We start from the raw sequence: 14,785 nt of genomic DNA, 5'->3' as shown, positions 1-14,785 counted from the left end.
AGGCGTGCTGAAAAGTCAATGTCCCCCTCGCCCCGTTTTACGGGGAGAGGGTAAGGGTGAGGGGCACTTGGCGGTGGCCCCAAACCATATTTACCCCAAATTCAACTCCTTGAAGAAATCATTCCCCTTATCGTCGATCACGATAAAAGCCGGGAAATCCTCCACTTCGATCCGCCAGATCGCCTCCATGCCGAGTTCGGGATATTCCACGACCTCGACCTTCTTGATGCAATCCTGCGCGAGGCGCGCGGCGGGGCCGCCGATGGAGCCGAGATAGAAGCCGCCATGCTTGCCGCAGGCTTCGCGCACCTGGCGCGAGCGGTTGCCTTTGGCAAGCATCACCATCGAACCGCCGAAGGATTGGAACTGGTCGACATAGGAGTCCATGCGGCCCGCCGTCGTTGGCCCGAAGGAGCCGGAGGCATAGCCGGCGGGCGTCTTGGCGGGACCGGCATAATAGATCGGGTGATTCTTGAAATAATCAGGCATCGGCTCGCCGCGCTCCAGCCGTTCGCGGATCTTGGCATGCGCGAGATCGCGGGCCACGATGATGGACCCCGAGAGCGAAAGCCGGGTTTTCACCGGATGCTTCGAAAGTCCGCTCAGGATCGCGCTCATCGGCTGGTTCAAATCGATCTTCACCACATGGGAGGAGAGCTTCTCCTCGTCGATGTCGGGCATGTATTTGGCAGGGTTCGTCTCCAGCTGCTCCAGGAAGATGCCATCCTTCGTGATCTTGCCCTTGGCCTGACGGTCGGCAGAGCAGGAGACGCCGAGACCGATAGGCAGCGAGGCGCCATGGCGGGGCAGGCGGATGACGCGCACGTCATGGCAGAAATATTTGCCGCCGAACTGCGCGCCGACGCCGAGCGACTGCGTCAGCTTGTGGATTTCGGCCTCCATGGCGAGATCGCGGAAGGCGTGGCCGCTTTCGGAGCCTTCAGTCGGCAGCGTGTCGAGATAGCGCGTCGAGGCGAGCTTCACCGTCTTTAGGTTCATCTCCGCCGATGTGCCGCCGATCACCACGGCGAGGTGATAGGGCGGGCAGGCGGCGGTGCCGAGCGTCAGGATCTTCTCCTTGAGGAAGTCGATCATCCGGTCATGGGTCAAGAGCGACGGCGTGCCCTGGTAGAGGAAGGTCTTGTTGGCCGAGCCGCCACCCTTGGCGACGAACAGGAAGTTATAGGCGTCTTCGCCTTCTTCGTAGATGTCGATCTGCGCCGGCAGATTGTTCTTGGTGTTCTTCTCCTCGAACATGGAGATGGGCGCGAGCTGCGAATAGCGCAAATTCTTCTTCTCATAGGCATCGAGCACGCCCCTGGCGAGCGCTTGCCGATCCCCGCCCTCGGTCCAGACGCGGCGGCCCTTCTTCCCCATGATGATGGCGGTGCCGGTGTCCTGGCACATGGGCAGCACGCCGCCTGCGGCGATGTTGGCATTCTTCAGGAGGTCGTAGGCGACAAAGCGGTCATTATCGGTCGCTTCCGGATCTTGAAGGATATTGGCGAGCTGCTGCAGATGGCCGGGGCGCAGCAGATGGTTGATGTCGGCGAAGGCGGCTTCCGCAAGGAGGCGCAGGCCTTCGGCATCGACGCTGAGGATGTCCTGTTCCTTGAAGCTGTCGACGGAAACATAGTCGGAGGTGAGCTTGCGATAGGGCGTTTCGCCCTCGCCCAGAGGGAAGATCGCGTCAGCCATTTGTTACCCCTTGTGGATGCATGATTTTTCGCCCCGCTTTTATCGCGGGCTTGTCTAAAATCCACTGCGGCAGATCGCGCGGCTCAAGCGAATGTGATGGGTATCCCTCCCAAGAAATTTTTGCCGTTAAAAGTTTCTATACAAAATTTAAGCAATTGTGATGTTTCCTGCACTCAAAGCACGCGGCGATGAGAATCAGCCGCGATGAAAACATTCGGGCGAACATCATGCATTTTCCTTCCAGGAACAGAGTTCTGGCCGCGGCCGCAGCGGGCGCCGCGCTTGCCGTTTCGACGGCGCTGACCGCAACCGACGCGCACGCCGCCAGCACGCTTCTGGAACTCTTCCGCCAGCGGAACCAGCCGCAGCAAACTCAGCCTGTCGCCCCCGTCGCGCCGCCTCCCGCGGCGGCCGAACGCGCGCCAGTGCCGCCCGCGCAAGCCCAGGCGCCTGCCGCGCAGACGCCGATCAAGCGCGTGATCGTGAAGGGGCCTCAGGTTTATGACTACAAGCCCGACGCGCTGGTCCGGATCGATTTCACCAAGATCGACATGCAGCTGACGGCAGCGACGAAAAACACCTCCCCAAGCGAGGCGATCACGTCAGGCATGTCGCCTCTGCCCGCCAAGGCATTGAGCGAGGAAGGAAGCTTCGCTGACGCGCTCGATCAACTGAAGACGACCGATGTGCGCGCCGAAAAGGCAATCGCCGATGCTGTCGTCGATTTTTATTCCGCGCACCAGAAATTCATCTGGTCGGAGGGGCTTGAGGTTACCGCAAAGGCCAAGCAGGTGGCGGCGCTCTTCGCCCGCGCCGGCGAGGAGGGGCTCGATCCCGAGGAATATGCAGTTACCATCCCCGCCGATACCTTCGATCCGGCGCAGAGGCAGGAGCGACTCAAGAAGCTCGCCGATTTCGAAATCCTGATGAGCGCGCGGGCGCTGCGCTATGCCATCGACGCGGGCGAGGGGCGCATCACCGCCGATCGCCTGAGCGAGATGCACGACCTGCCGCGCGGGCGCGTCAACGCGCGTGACGTGCTCGATAAGCTGGCAGCCTCCAATGATCCGGCGGCCACGCTCGCCTCTTTCCAGCCGCAGAACAAATGGTATGCGGAGTTGAAGAAGAGCCTCGCCGACCTCGACGGCAAGGCGGGTGACGTGCAGGTGCGCATCGCGGCGGGTACGCTGATCCGTCCGGGCGACGACAATCCGGAAATGGCCAATGTGGTGGCGTTGATTCTCAAGAAAGCGCCTGCCGATTATCTGGCGAAATATCAGGACGTGCTCACCGCCCATGAGGGAAAGACCGTTTACGATCCCGAACTGGTCGCGGCGATCAAGGCCTATCAGCGCCACGCCGGATCGAGCCCGGATGGCGTGATTGGCCGCAGTACAATCGCCACGCTACAGGGTGAATCCGTGGCTGTTAAGCGCGACCGCATCATCTATGCGATGGAGCGCCTGCGCTGGCTGCCGCATGATTTCGGGAACCGCTATGTGTTCGTCAACCAGCCTGCCTATCGCGCGCAATATTTCGCTGATGGCCAGGAAAAGCTGGCGATGAATGTCGTTGTCGGATCGCCCCGGCACCAGACCTATTTCTTCTATGACAAGGTCCAGACGGTGGTGTTCAACCCGTCCTGGGGAATTCCGCGCTCGATCATCATGAATGAGATGATGCCGAAAATCCTGAAGGATCCGGGCTATCTGGAGCGCAATGGCTACGAGGTCTACAAGAACGGCAAGCGTGTTCCCGCGAATTCCGTCAACTGGGCTCGAGTCGCTTCAGGCAAGGAGAATGTCGGCATTCGCCAGATCCCGAGCCTCGACAATTCGCTGGGCGAGTTGAAGATTCTCTTCCCCAACGTGCATGACATCTACATGCACGACACGCCGGCCAAATCCTATTTCAAGCGCGACATGCGGGCTTTGAGCCATGGCTGCATCCGCCTCGCGCGCCCCCGCGATATGGCTGCCGCTGTGCTCGGCCAGCCGGTGGAAAGCCTTGAGAAATATTTCGGCAAGAATGAGCGCGCGGTGAAGGTGCCGGAGCAGATTCCGGTTTATCTGACCTATTTCACAGCTTGGCCGGACGCGAGCACGGGCAAGATCCGCTATTACGACGATGTCTATGATCGTGACGCTAATCTCGCCAAGGCGTTTGAGAAAACACGGGCGTCAAGGCTGGCGAATAGCTGATTATGAACGTTGCAGCGCCATGCGTTGTTTTATACCCATGGCGCTGCATGGCTTATCCATTAAGCTGGGCCCATCGCCTCAAGCACAGAATAATGGATCGCCAGCGTTCCATTCTGCGTTGCGATATAGCTGTCCCCATACTCGTCAAAAGCCGTGGTAAATGGGCTGGGGGGCGTAGGAATAGTCCCCAGCTTGCTGTCAGTTGCAGTGTCGATGACCGCGACCAACTGGTTGCTGGCAACCGAAAGGCATGCGCGCGGGGCGGTTTTGCTGCAGGAAAGTTGACCAAAAGATTTGGGACGATACTCCGGGTAGGGAATAGAGCCTTTGACTTTGTTCTGCGCAATATCGACAATGACAACCTGGGTTTCCAGCGACACGAACAGCTTGCTCCCGTCATTACAGACATCGAAGCTGTACACAGGCTCTGGTAGTGGCAGCGTATCTTTTTCTTGCATCTTATTGAGATCGACCCTCGAAAGTGCGCTTGCATAGATGCCGCCAGCGTAGGCATAAGCTCCGTCCTGGGTAACTGCCACCCATTGGACATCTATTATGCTCAGAGGTATGGAGATGGGCGGCGCATCGGACGTTTCATCCAGCGCATAGATGATGCCATCATTGGCAGGAAAATAGGACATTTTCCCATCTGGCGAGAAGGCCAGGTTGGTTATTGGATTAACACGCTTGGGAAGACGGGACGGATAAGCCGAGTTTGTTTTCGTATCGAGGAACAGCGTTGAACCATCAGCAAACGTTACGTATGCTTTCTGTTCCGTCGGGCTGCAAACGATGCTTCCGAACATAGAGGACATTGGACTGATATTTTTAACGTCCGGCTTCGGGGTAAGTACAATTGAATGGCCATTTGGCAGCCGCCGTACAGAGAAGGGCTTGATGCTGGTTGAGCTCTGATCACCGATGTAGATTTGTTTCGACGGGATGCTATATCCGACACTGGTTGTATCATCTCCCATCAAAAGAGTAAGCGTATCGGCAAGAATATGTTCGTGTGTCATTATCAGTATTCCTTTAAAATATTTATCTTTGCGAATGCGCCTTAGGGTAGGGGCTGGAACAATCCAAAGATAACAACTCTATAGCTGATATTGCTTCAACGATTGGATACTAAATGAAATATGGATGCGCGCATAGGTAGAAATTTATCCCTTTGTGAAACATGGTTTCGCAAAGGTTAAACCGCCTATATTGTGTGCTTGCCGAGAAGCACCTAGGCCTCAAACGGCGGGAGGCTCTGAAAAGCGCGTTTAAGCGCCTCCGACCATCCCTCGGAAATCGCGGTGTAATATGGGTCGGTGCGCTCGATCCGCTTGTGGACGCCCGGCTTCAGCGAATCGGCTTCGTAGAGTTGCAAATCAAGCGGCAGCCCCACCGAGAGATTGGATTTAAGCGTCGAGTCGAACGACACGAACAGAAGTTTCACCGCGTCTTCGAACGTCATCGCCGGGTCGTAGGCGCGCACCAGAATCGGCTTGCCATATTTGTGCTCGCCGATCTGGAAAAAGGGTGTATCGTTCGAGCATTCAATGAAATTCCCCTCCGGATAGATGTAGAAAAGGCGCGGCTCGCCGCCCTTGATCTGACCACCCAGGATAAAGGAGGCGGCGAAGGCATCGGCGTTCTGGCCACCGGGAGCGGCGTCACGGATCACTTCCTTGACCGTCTCGCCGATCAGCCGCGCCGTCTGGAACATGGAGGGCGTCTCAAAGATCGAGGGATGACGGTCGGCGGGGGCTTTCGAGCGCTCTTCGATGAGGCTCACCACCCCTTGCGTCGTGGCAAGATTGCCCGCCGATAAGAGCACGACGACGCGATCGCCCGTCTTCGACCATGTGTGCATCTTGGTGAAGGTGGAAATGTTATCGAGGCCGGCATTCGTCCGCGTATCGGACATGAAGACCAGGCCACGGTCCATCTTGAGGCCGACGCAATACGTCATGGGATAGTTCCGAATAATGATTTGACGGCGTATTACTGCTCTACATTGATTTCGACCGCAAGCTTCTCGGCGGCGCTGCCAAAGCGGATCCCCGAAACTGGCGCTGCGTCGCGGTAGTCGAGGCCACAGGCGATGCGCACATAGCGCTCGTTCGGGCAGACGCAATTGGCGGCGTCGAAGCCGACCCAGCCTAGCCCCGGCACATGGGCTTCCGCCCAGGCATGGCTGGCCGTCTGTTCCTCGACTCCCTCCATCATCAGATAGCCGGAGACATAGCGCGCTGGGATATCGAGAAGGCGGGCGGCGGCGAGGAAGACATGGGCATGGTCCTGGCAGACACCCTCGCCATTCTGCAGTGCGCTTTCGGCGATGGTGCCGACATTGGTAGCGCCCGGCACATAGGCGATGCGTTCGTGAATGGTTTCCATCAGCGCGTGGAGCAGGGAGAGCCTGTCATCGCTATCAGGAATATCCGCCGCCATGGCCTTGATGCTTTCACCAGGTTCGGTGAGGGGAGTGCGCCGGTGGAACAGCCAGAGCGAGGCGAAGCCGCCGGTCTCGCCCAGCACGCCCGCTCGGTCTTCCGTCTCGATCTGGCCCTGCGCGGTGATGACGATTTCCTGCGCGTTGCGGTCGTGGCGGACGAGATCGACCCGGTTGCCGAATCCATCAGTGTATGAAACCTCCGGCGCCGCGCCATCCACATCCACCTGCCAGTTATGCACCTTCTGGCCAGCCAGCGTCTGTGGTCGCAGCCTCAGCCGCTGCACCGCATAGGGCACGGGGAAATCATAACGATAGCGGGAGGTGTGGCGGATCGTCAGCAGCATCACATATCAATCGAAGTTATAGGCTTCGGCGATCTGCGAGCCGAGGCGGTTGTTCTTGACGATGAAATCGGAGAGGAATTCATGGAGGCCGGTTTCGAAAATCCGGCTGATATTATTGTCCGCCAAGGTCGCGTGGATCTTTTCCGCCGTCTCGTGCGCTGCGTGGCGCGCGCCGTAATCCGCAGCGAGGAACCCGAGATTATCGACGATGTTGCGATAGCAGAAATGCAGCGACCGCGGCATCCGGCCGTTGAGTATCAGATAATCGGCGATGTGCGCGGGCTTGTAATCGCCGTCATAGACCCAGCGATAGGAGCGGTGGGCCGAAACCGAGCGCAGGATCGATTCCCACTGATAGTTGTCGAGCGTGGTGCCGACATAGGAAATGGCGGGTAACAGCACGTAATATTTAACGTCGAGAATGCGTGCAGTGTTGTCCGCGCGTTCGATGAAGGTGCCGATGCGGGCGAAATCGAAGATCTCGTTGCGCAGCATCGTGCCATGGAACGCGCCGCGGATCAGCGCCGCTTCGCGCTTGATCTGATCGAGCACCGGCGGGAGATCGCTGTCCGGCACCGAGCGGGCGAGGGCCTTTTTCAGCACCATCCAGGCTTCGTTGACGCTCTCCCACGCCTCGCGCGTCAAGGCCGTGCGCACCATGCGGGCATTGGAGCGCGCGGCTTCCAGACAGGACATGACGCTTGATGGATTGTCGGTGTCCCGCAACAGGAAATCCGACACAGTGGCGGCGGTATAGGCATTGTGCTTCTGCGAGAAGGCGGATGCCGCGCCGGCGCTGACGATCACGGAAGACCATTCCTCCGGTGCGTCGGACGTCTTGGTCAGCGCCATTCTCAATCCCGCATCGACGATGCGCGCCATGTTCTCCGCCCGCTCGATATAGCGGTGCATCCAGTAGAGGCCGTTAGCGGTGCGTCCGAGGAGCATCAGGACGCTCCCAGTGAGATAGTGAGATAGTGAGATAGTGAGTAGTTCATGGGGTGCTCACTGGTTCTTTTGTTGCAGGTTGCGGATTAACGTGTGCAACATTTTTCCAAGTTCATCGGCTTGGCTGAGGAGTCGTTGAACGGTCAGGTCAGGCATCAGCCCTGTTCTGCCGCAAAGAATTGTGTGCGTCTCGAATTCCTTGAGTGATCCCTGGGCTATTCGAAGAAATTGAACGAACGAGTTTCTGTGCTCTCGGCCATAACCTTCCGCGATATTGGCGGCAATGGAGGCGGAAGCTCGTCTTAATTGCGAGGTCATTCCATACATTTCACTGTTGGGAAGAATTTTGGTTGCCGAGTAGCAATCGACCGCAAGTTCGATAGCCGCTTTCCAAACGAGCAAATCCTTATAGGATTTAACCGCTGTCCGAACTGCGTCTTTTTCTATCTCACTACTCACTATTCCCTACTCACTAATCTTCCAGAACCCACGTGTCTTTCGTCCCGCCGCCCTGGCTTGAATTCACCACCAGCGATCCTTCCTTCAGCGCCACGCGGGTAAGGCCTCCCGGCGTGATGCGGATGCGGTCGGAGACGAGGACGAAGGGGCGCAGATCGACGTGACGAGGGGCGAGGCCTTTCTCGGTGAGAATGGGTGTGGTGGAGAGCGCCAGTGTCGGCTGGGCGATGTAGTTGCCCGGGCGGGCTTTGAGTTTCGCGGCGAAAGCTTCGCGCTCGGCCTTTGAAGCGGCGGGGCCGACGAGCATGCCGTAGCCGCCGGAGCCGTGAACCTCCTTCACCACAAGCTCTTCGAGATGCTCTAGCACATAGGCGAGGCTGTCTTTCTCCGCGCAGCGCCAGGTCGGCACGTTCTGGAGGATCGCCTTGCGTCCGGTGTAGAACTCGATGATTTCAGGCATATAGGAATAGATAGCCTTGTCGTCGGCGATGCCGGTCCCGGGGGCATTGGCGATGGTGATGTTGCCGGCGCGGTAGACATCCATGATGCCCGCCACGCCCAGCGTCGAATCGGGGCGGAAGGTGAGGGGGTCGAGGAATGCATCGTCCACGCGGCGATAGAGCACGTCGATGGGCTGAAAGCCTTGCGTCGTGCGCATCGCGACGCGGCCATCGACGACGCGCAGATCGCTGCCCTCGACCAGTTCCACGCCCATCTGGTCGGCGAGAAAGGCGTGTTCGAAATAGGCGGAATTGTAGATGCCGGGCGTCAGCACCGCGATGGTCGGCGCGCCCTTGGTGACCGCAGGGGCGACGGCGGAGAGCGACTGGCGCAGCAATTGCGGATAGGTCTCGACCGGGCGCACCTTCACATGCTGGAACAGCTCGGGGAAGAGCTGCATCATGGTTTCCCGGTTCTCCAGCATATAGGAGACGCCCGATGGCGTGCGGGCATTGTCCTCGAGCACATAGAACTGGTTTTCCGCCGTGCGGACGATATCGACGCCGATGATGTGGGTGTAGACATTGCCGGGCGGGCGAAAGCCGATCATCTCCGGAATGAACGCCTCGTTATGAGCGATCAACTCCTTCGGGATGCGTCCCGCGCGCACAATCTCCTGCCGGTGGTAGATGTCGTCGAGAAAAGCGTTGAGCGCCATCACGCGCTGCTCGATGCCCTGCGACAGGCGCCGCCACTCCTGGCCGGAAATGATTCTGGGAATGATATCGAAGGGAATCAGCCGCTCGGCCGCCTCTTCATCGCCATAGACGGCAAAGGTGATGCCCGTCTTGCGGAAAACATGCTCGGCATCGACCGTCTTTTGGGCAAGCTTGTCCTGGTTCTGCGTATCGAGCCATGTTTTCAGGGCTTTATAAGGTGGGCGGACGCCGTCGTCCCCCGCCAGCATCTCATCGAATGGATTCACCCATTGTCCCCATCTTTATTGGTGTTCCCGTTTTTATTGTGGTTGAACACCATTCAAGCGCATTCGGGGAAAAAAGCAAGCGCCATCCGCTCCTTTCGAAAGCAGATGGCGCATTTGCCTAAAAAGCAGGCTGCAGGCTTATTGAATGATCTCGCCATAGACTTCGGCTATCGCCCAGGCGACGAGCACGAGCATCACCGAAGCGGCCAGAATTGTGAGCACCCGCGTGCCCCACCGGCCCTGTTTTGCCTCTTGCTGATCGATAATCTTGGCCATGATATATACCCTCTCGTTTTATCGGAAACGGGAGAAGGCCGGAGGAGTTCCGCGAAAATCCGGATTGTTCTGGAAGATGCTCAAGACGGCTTGACGGGCGGGATCGTCCCACGTATATCCGCCACACTCCACCAAGGGCCCAAGGGCCTTGGACGGGCGCGTAGCTCAGCGGGAGAGCACTCCCTTCACACGGGAGGGGTCACAGGTTCAATCCCTGTCGCGCCCACCATAAGTATTTCCGACGTTCCCCCGTCTGTGCTGGCCAGGTTGATACTAACTTCAATCATTCAGTACGACCGAACAAGTCCTGCAACAATAGATTGATAATCCTGTCTTTCTGTGCCATCGGGTGCGCTGAAAGCTTGGAATCGTGGCAGGGGCGGTAAGTGGAAACGAATAGAGCGGAAACAGGGAAGATCGATCACCGGCCGCAGGTGGTCTTGATAACCGACCGCGGTTTTCTTCCGCCCACTCTTTTCGCATTGTGGGGGCTGCTGCGCCATCTGTCGGTGCCTGGAACCGTACATTTTTGGGGAAGCCAGCTTACGGAAAAGGATTGGGATGACGTCAGGCGCGTGGTGCAGACGAACCCTCTTGTTACGCTAAAATGCCTCGACCTCACCGAAGACGAATTGGGAGGCGACACCGGAAATGCCGGGCTTACGGCGGCTGGGCTGGGCCGCTTGAAAATAGCGGAGAAGCTCTCCGGCCGGGTCCTCTACCTGGATGGCGATACCCATGTCAGGGAAGATATCGCGCCTCTGTTCTCGCTCGACCTCGATGGCTGCCCCATTGCTGCGGTCCGGGATTATGTGGTGGCCAAATGGGCGGCTCGTAAGATTCTGGTTTCCAGAAAGTACGCGCACCGTATGAAATATCTCCAGGATATGCTGCAGCAAAACGACTTTTCAGCATATTTTAATGCCGGCGTGCTGCTCATCGACACCGATGCCATCCGCGCTGAACCGGATATTTACGAGGCAATGCGAGACATTGCCGGCGCCAAAACTTATGCGCTGGCGGATCAGGATCATCTCAACAAAGTATTCAACGGCAGGGCATTCATGCTCAACCCGGCCTTCAATTCGTCCTGGTCCCGCACCGCAGGTCAGCGCCGCAACAGTAGAGCGCTTGGCGGCAGCGCTCATGAATACGCGCCGCTACCCGACTGCATCGTACATTTCCATGGCGGGCCCAAGCCGTGGAAGAAAGCGAGGAAAGACATATGGAAAAGCCGTGGCCGCGCGGCCTGGCGGTACAGGCGGGAATTGACGATATTTCGAGGATTATATCCCGGCATAAAAATATAAGCCGTGGGCCAAAGGTGGAGTCGGTAAATCATCTGATCGCTCAAGACGCCGGATGACAGCGCCTCACGCGCGAAATGGGATCTTTCCCCACCGTTTGGTGGTAAACAGGTTCATAAATAATCCATTCGCCTTGATTTTCATCTTCTTGAAAGGCCTGACGATCTCCCTTCCGAGTTTCCGAAGCCCGGAAGGCTTTACAAATTCGGTCTTTTTCCTCTCCCGCTCGATCAAACTCTCAGGGGCGTTCTCGTCGACAAAGCAGCGTTGGATGCAGATCGCGGGCGTTAATTGATATATATTCATGGTTTCGAAGGGACCGGAGCCCGGCTTGAACAAGAAATGATCCACGGGCACGGCGACCTCTTGCGTCTGCTGGATGAGGATTGCCGCACATTCTCTGGAAAGAACGTATCCGCCCGCGCCGACATGACTTTGGAGCAAACGGCTAATGTGATATCCAGGAATAACCGCTCCCATGACCTTATCAATGATGGTATTTCTCTGGAAGGTTTCGAGCTTGATCAAATCGAATCCTTCGGGCAGCCAACAGGGGTCTGCGAGAATAAGGCCTGCTTCGGCCGAAAATATAATGTCATCCTCGAATATTGCGGCGTAAGGATCATTACTCTCAAGGAGCTTCTGCCAGCATTTTTGATGGCTCAGAAAGCAGGCGACCGTTTCGGCGGCAAGTCGGTCATTGCTGGTCAGGGCAGCAAGGTAGCCGGGGGCGAATTCCCGCGCGTCAATCGCGGAAACCCGTTCGAAGCCCAATTCTATGCGGTTGAACGATCGGGCAATCGCGTCCAGGCGATCCGCGGACCGGTCTAAATTAATGACATAGCACTGCATATCCCACCCCAAGGCAATACAACATTGCCGCGAAAGCGCATTATCTATCGCGGTAGGATAAGTCAATGCAACCAATGGCCGTATGCGTCACGCTGGAGAGCGTCGAAGCGATCCGGGCGGATCCTGGCGGATCACTTCCAGGCGTGCCGGAGCCCGTTGTCACCTTCAAACCCCGTTCGCCAGCCTGTCCTCGATATAGGCGGCGCGGAGGCGCAGGGTGACCGGACCGGGCTTGCCCGTACCCACGGTTACGCCGTCGATTCGCGTTACCGGCGTGACGAAACCTGTTGCGGAGGTGCTGAAGGCTTCCGCCGCCTGTTTCGCTTCGTCCGGCGTGAAGGCGCGTTCCTCGAAGGGGATGCCGAGATTGCGGGCGAGATCGAGGATGGAGGCGCGGGTGATGCCGGGAAGGATCGCCGATGAGAGGCTGCGGGTGATGAGCTTGCCTTCCTGCGTCACGATATGCGCGTTGGAGGAGCTTCCTTCGGTGACATAGCCGTCTTCCACCAGCCAGGCATCATCGGCGCCGCGATGCGTGGCTTCCGTCTTGGCGATGGAGGGGTAGAGCAGTTGCACCGTCTTGATGTCGCGCCGCGCCCAGCGCAAATCCGGCATGGTGATGATGGAGAGGCCGGTCTCCACCTTGGGATTGGCAAGAACGGCTCTCGCCTGTGTGAAAAGCGTAACCGTGGGGACGGGATTTGCCGGGAAGGTAAAATCGCGGTCGGCGGGGCCGCGCGAGATCTGGAGATAGATCATGCCTTCGTCGAGCTTGTTGCGGGCGACGATCTGGCGATGAATGTCGAGGAGTTGGTCGTCTTCCAGCGGGGCGGGGATCCTGAGTTCACCCAGCGAGCGCTTCAGCCGCACGGCATGGCCGGGATAATCGATCAGCTTGCCGCCGATGACGGCGGTGACTTCATAGACGGCATCGGCAAAGAGAAAGCCGCGGTCGAAGACGGAGACCTTGGCCTCGCTTTCCGGAAGCCACTCGCCGTTCACATAGACGATGCGCTGCATGGCCGTCTCCTTTACGTTCACCTGATCATGTATATCTGGCATGGGTCGCCCGCCCGCGCGGGGGCAGTGTGTGGCTCGCGAATAATGAGCGCGTCGGCGCGGGCAAGCGCGCTCAGCACGGAAGAATCCTGCTGGGGCAAGGGCGAGGCGAACAACGCGCCGTCCCTGCCAACGATGATCTGCGCGCGGATATGGTCGCGCCGGCTGCCGTTGGCGGGAAGATCGCTTTCGAGCCGCGCCGTGCGAATGTCCGGCTTGTAAGCCCTGCCGCCGAGTGCGGCGACGAGCGGGACGAGGAAGAGATGCGCGCAGATAAGGCTGGAGACCGGATTGCCCGGCAGGCCGAGCACGCGGAGGGTCTTCAACCGCCCGAACATCAGCGGCTTGCCGGGGCGCATGGCGATTTTCCAGAAGTCGAGTTCCATGCCGCGCGCGGATAGTGCCGCGTGGACGAGATCATGATCGCCCACCGACGCGCCGCCCGAGGTGACGAGAATATCCACGCCTTCTTCGACCGCCGTGCCGATGGCCGCCTCGATACGCTCGACCTTATCGGGAACGATACCGAGATCACATACCACACCGCCGTTGCGGCGGACGATCTCGGCAATTCCCACCGTGTTGGAGGCGATGATCTGATCGGGCCCGAGCGTTCCGCCGGGAGGCACAAGCTCGTTGCCGGTCGCGAGGATCGCCACCTTCGGCTGGCGAATGGCGGCGAGCGCGGCATTGTTGGCAGCGGCGGCAAGGGAAAGGTCGGCGGCATCGAGCACGCGGCCGGGGGTAAGCAGTGTCTCGCTTTTCGTAAAGTCCAGCCCGGCGCGGCGGATATTCTTGCCCGGTGCGACGCTTGCCAGCACGCGAACCCTGTCATTGGACAGGCGCTCAGTGTTCTCCTGGATCAGCACCGTATCCGCACCATCGGGTACGGGAGCGCCGGTGAAGATGCGGACGGCCTCGCCGGGAGCGACGGTGCCTGAAAAGCGTTTGCCCGCAGCCGATTCGCCGATAACCGTAAGCTCAACCGGTACGCTTGCGACATCGGCGCCCCGCAGTGCATAGCCATCCATCGCCGAGGCGTCGAAAGGCGGCTGAGTGTGCCGGGCGGTGACGGGCCGAGCCAGAACGCGCCCGCCGGCTTGCATAAGAGGGATGGTTTCTTCGCCAAGCGCCGTTGCGTCGGCCAGAAGCCGCGCCAGTGCCTCATCGACAGGTAACAGCGCCATGTCAGTCACCTCCAGGCAAGAGAGCGGACCAATCGCCGGACTTGCCGCCGCTCTTCGAGAGAAGCCTTATATTGCCGATCACCATGGCTTTGTCGGCGGCCTTGGCCATGTCGTAGATGGTGAGGCAGGCGACGGAAACCGCCGCCAGCGCCTCCATCTCCACCCCAGTCTTTCCCGTCAGCTTCGCCATCGCCTCGACGCGCAGGCCAGGCAGAGACTCGTCGGCCTCGATGGTGACAGCAACTTTCGTCAGCATCAGCGGATGGCAGAGCGGGATCATCTCAGCGGTCTTCTTGGCCGCCATGATGCCGGCAATACGCGCCGTCGCGATCACATCGCCCTTGGCGGCGTTGCCATCGAGGATCAGATCCAGCGTCTCGCGGCGCATGGTGACGAAACCTTCCGCCACGGCGACCCGCTCGGTTTCGGCTTTCGCCCCAACATCGACCATGTGGGCCGCGCCGGTTTCGTCGAGATGGGTGAGGGGGGAGGTCATAGGGCGCGATTCGTTTAGGCGTTTCGTCACTGTCACATCCCCCTCTGCCCTGCCGGGCATCTCCCCCCCAAGGGGGGAGATTGGAC

General features: G+C 58.9%; 14 protein-coding genes and 1 tRNA gene. 3 read left to right on the top strand and 12 right to left on the bottom strand.

Annotation, left to right across the window (positions count from 1 at the left end; all coding sequences use genetic code 11):
- Nucleotides 1-90: 90 nt before the first annotated feature.
- The gene (locus tag IEX53_RS05960) at nt 91-1,698 is read right to left on the bottom strand and encodes a fumarate hydratase (RefSeq protein WP_188822389.1); all 1,608 of its coding nucleotides are present in this window, start codon (nt 1,696-1,698) and stop codon (nt 91-93) included.
- Nucleotides 1,699-1,925: 227 nt separating this feature from the next.
- Between IEX53_RS05960 and IEX53_RS05955 the strand changes: the two genes are divergently transcribed.
- Nucleotides 1,926-3,899 carry a L,D-transpeptidase family protein gene (locus IEX53_RS05955; protein ID WP_373288581.1) on the top strand — a complete coding sequence of 658 codons (1,974 nt, stop codon included), beginning with the start codon at nt 1,926-1,928 and terminating at the stop codon, nt 3,897-3,899.
- 59 nt (nt 3,900-3,958) lie between these two features.
- On the opposite strand, the gene IEX53_RS05950 is transcribed toward IEX53_RS05955, so the two are convergent.
- The 7 genes from IEX53_RS05950 to IEX53_RS05920 form a co-directional block, all read right to left on the bottom strand.
- The gene (locus tag IEX53_RS05950; protein WP_188822386.1) at nt 3,959-4,918 is read right to left on the bottom strand and encodes a YncE family protein; all 960 of its coding nucleotides are present in this window, start codon (nt 4,916-4,918) and stop codon (nt 3,959-3,961) included.
- Between the two features lie 212 nt (nt 4,919-5,130).
- Nucleotides 5,131-5,859, bottom strand: a complete 729-nt coding sequence (locus tag IEX53_RS05945; protein WP_188822384.1) for a proteasome-type protease — start codon at nt 5,857-5,859, stop codon at nt 5,131-5,133.
- Nucleotides 5,860-5,891: 32 nt separating this feature from the next.
- Nucleotides 5,892-6,689: a transglutaminase family protein gene (locus IEX53_RS05940; RefSeq protein WP_188822383.1), complete on the bottom strand. Its 798-nt coding sequence runs from the start codon at nt 6,687-6,689 to the stop codon at nt 5,892-5,894.
- A 6-nt stretch (nt 6,690-6,695) separates the two neighbouring features.
- Nucleotides 6,696-7,637, bottom strand: a complete 942-nt coding sequence (locus IEX53_RS05935) for an alpha-E domain-containing protein (RefSeq protein ID WP_188822381.1) — start codon at nt 7,635-7,637, stop codon at nt 6,696-6,698.
- Nucleotides 7,638-7,694: 57 nt separating this feature from the next.
- Entirely contained in the window at nt 7,695-8,096 is a 402-nt protein-coding gene (locus IEX53_RS05930) for a four helix bundle protein (RefSeq protein ID WP_236016054.1), read from the bottom strand.
- A gap of 13 nt (nt 8,097-8,109) precedes the next feature.
- Complete coding sequence (locus tag IEX53_RS05925; protein ID WP_188822379.1) at nt 8,110-9,522, bottom strand: circularly permuted type 2 ATP-grasp protein; 1,413 nt, start codon at nt 9,520-9,522, stop codon at nt 8,110-8,112.
- Nucleotides 9,523-9,660: 138 nt separating this feature from the next.
- The gene (locus IEX53_RS05920) at nt 9,661-9,798 is read right to left on the bottom strand and encodes a hypothetical protein (protein WP_188822377.1); all 138 of its coding nucleotides are present in this window, start codon (nt 9,796-9,798) and stop codon (nt 9,661-9,663) included.
- Nucleotides 9,799-9,952: 154 nt separating this feature from the next.
- Between IEX53_RS05920 and IEX53_RS05915 the strand changes: the two genes are divergently transcribed.
- Both IEX53_RS05915 and IEX53_RS05910 read left to right on the top strand, forming a co-directional pair.
- Nucleotides 9,953-10,027: transfer RNA gene (locus IEX53_RS05915), tRNA-Val, on the top strand.
- Between the two features lie 157 nt (nt 10,028-10,184).
- Nucleotides 10,185-11,108: a glycosyltransferase family 8 protein gene (locus IEX53_RS05910; RefSeq protein WP_188822375.1), complete on the top strand. Its 924-nt coding sequence runs from the start codon at nt 10,185-10,187 to the stop codon at nt 11,106-11,108.
- Between the two features lie 63 nt (nt 11,109-11,171).
- Here the strand turns inward: IEX53_RS05910 and IEX53_RS05905 are convergent, their stop codons facing one another.
- The 4 genes from IEX53_RS05905 to moaC form a co-directional block, all read right to left on the bottom strand.
- Nucleotides 11,172-11,957 carry a glycosyltransferase family 25 protein gene (locus tag IEX53_RS05905; protein ID WP_188822373.1) on the bottom strand — a complete coding sequence of 262 codons (786 nt, stop codon included), beginning with the start codon at nt 11,955-11,957 and terminating at the stop codon, nt 11,172-11,174.
- A 165-nt stretch (nt 11,958-12,122) separates the two neighbouring features.
- The gene (locus IEX53_RS05900; RefSeq protein ID WP_236016053.1) at nt 12,123-13,019 is read right to left on the bottom strand and encodes a D-amino-acid transaminase; all 897 of its coding nucleotides are present in this window, start codon (nt 13,017-13,019) and stop codon (nt 12,123-12,125) included.
- Complete coding sequence (locus IEX53_RS05895) at nt 12,995-14,203, bottom strand: molybdopterin molybdotransferase MoeA (RefSeq protein WP_188822371.1); 1,209 nt, start codon at nt 14,201-14,203, stop codon at nt 12,995-12,997. Before IEX53_RS05895 ends, IEX53_RS05900 begins: the two co-directional genes overlap by 25 nt.
- A gap of 1 nt (nt 14,204) precedes the next feature.
- Nucleotides 14,205-14,699: a cyclic pyranopterin monophosphate synthase MoaC gene (moaC, locus tag IEX53_RS05890; protein WP_188822479.1), complete on the bottom strand. Its 495-nt coding sequence runs from the start codon at nt 14,697-14,699 to the stop codon at nt 14,205-14,207.
- Nucleotides 14,700-14,785: the final 86 nt, after the last annotated feature.

It is taken from the genome of Paramesorhizobium endophyticum, assembly GCF_014640615.1.
In the GTDB taxonomy this organism is placed as follows: domain Bacteria; phylum Pseudomonadota; class Alphaproteobacteria; order Rhizobiales; family Rhizobiaceae; genus Paramesorhizobium; species Paramesorhizobium endophyticum.
The sequence above is the reverse complement of the archived record's forward strand: the minus strand, read 5'-3'. Positions and strand labels throughout refer to the sequence as shown.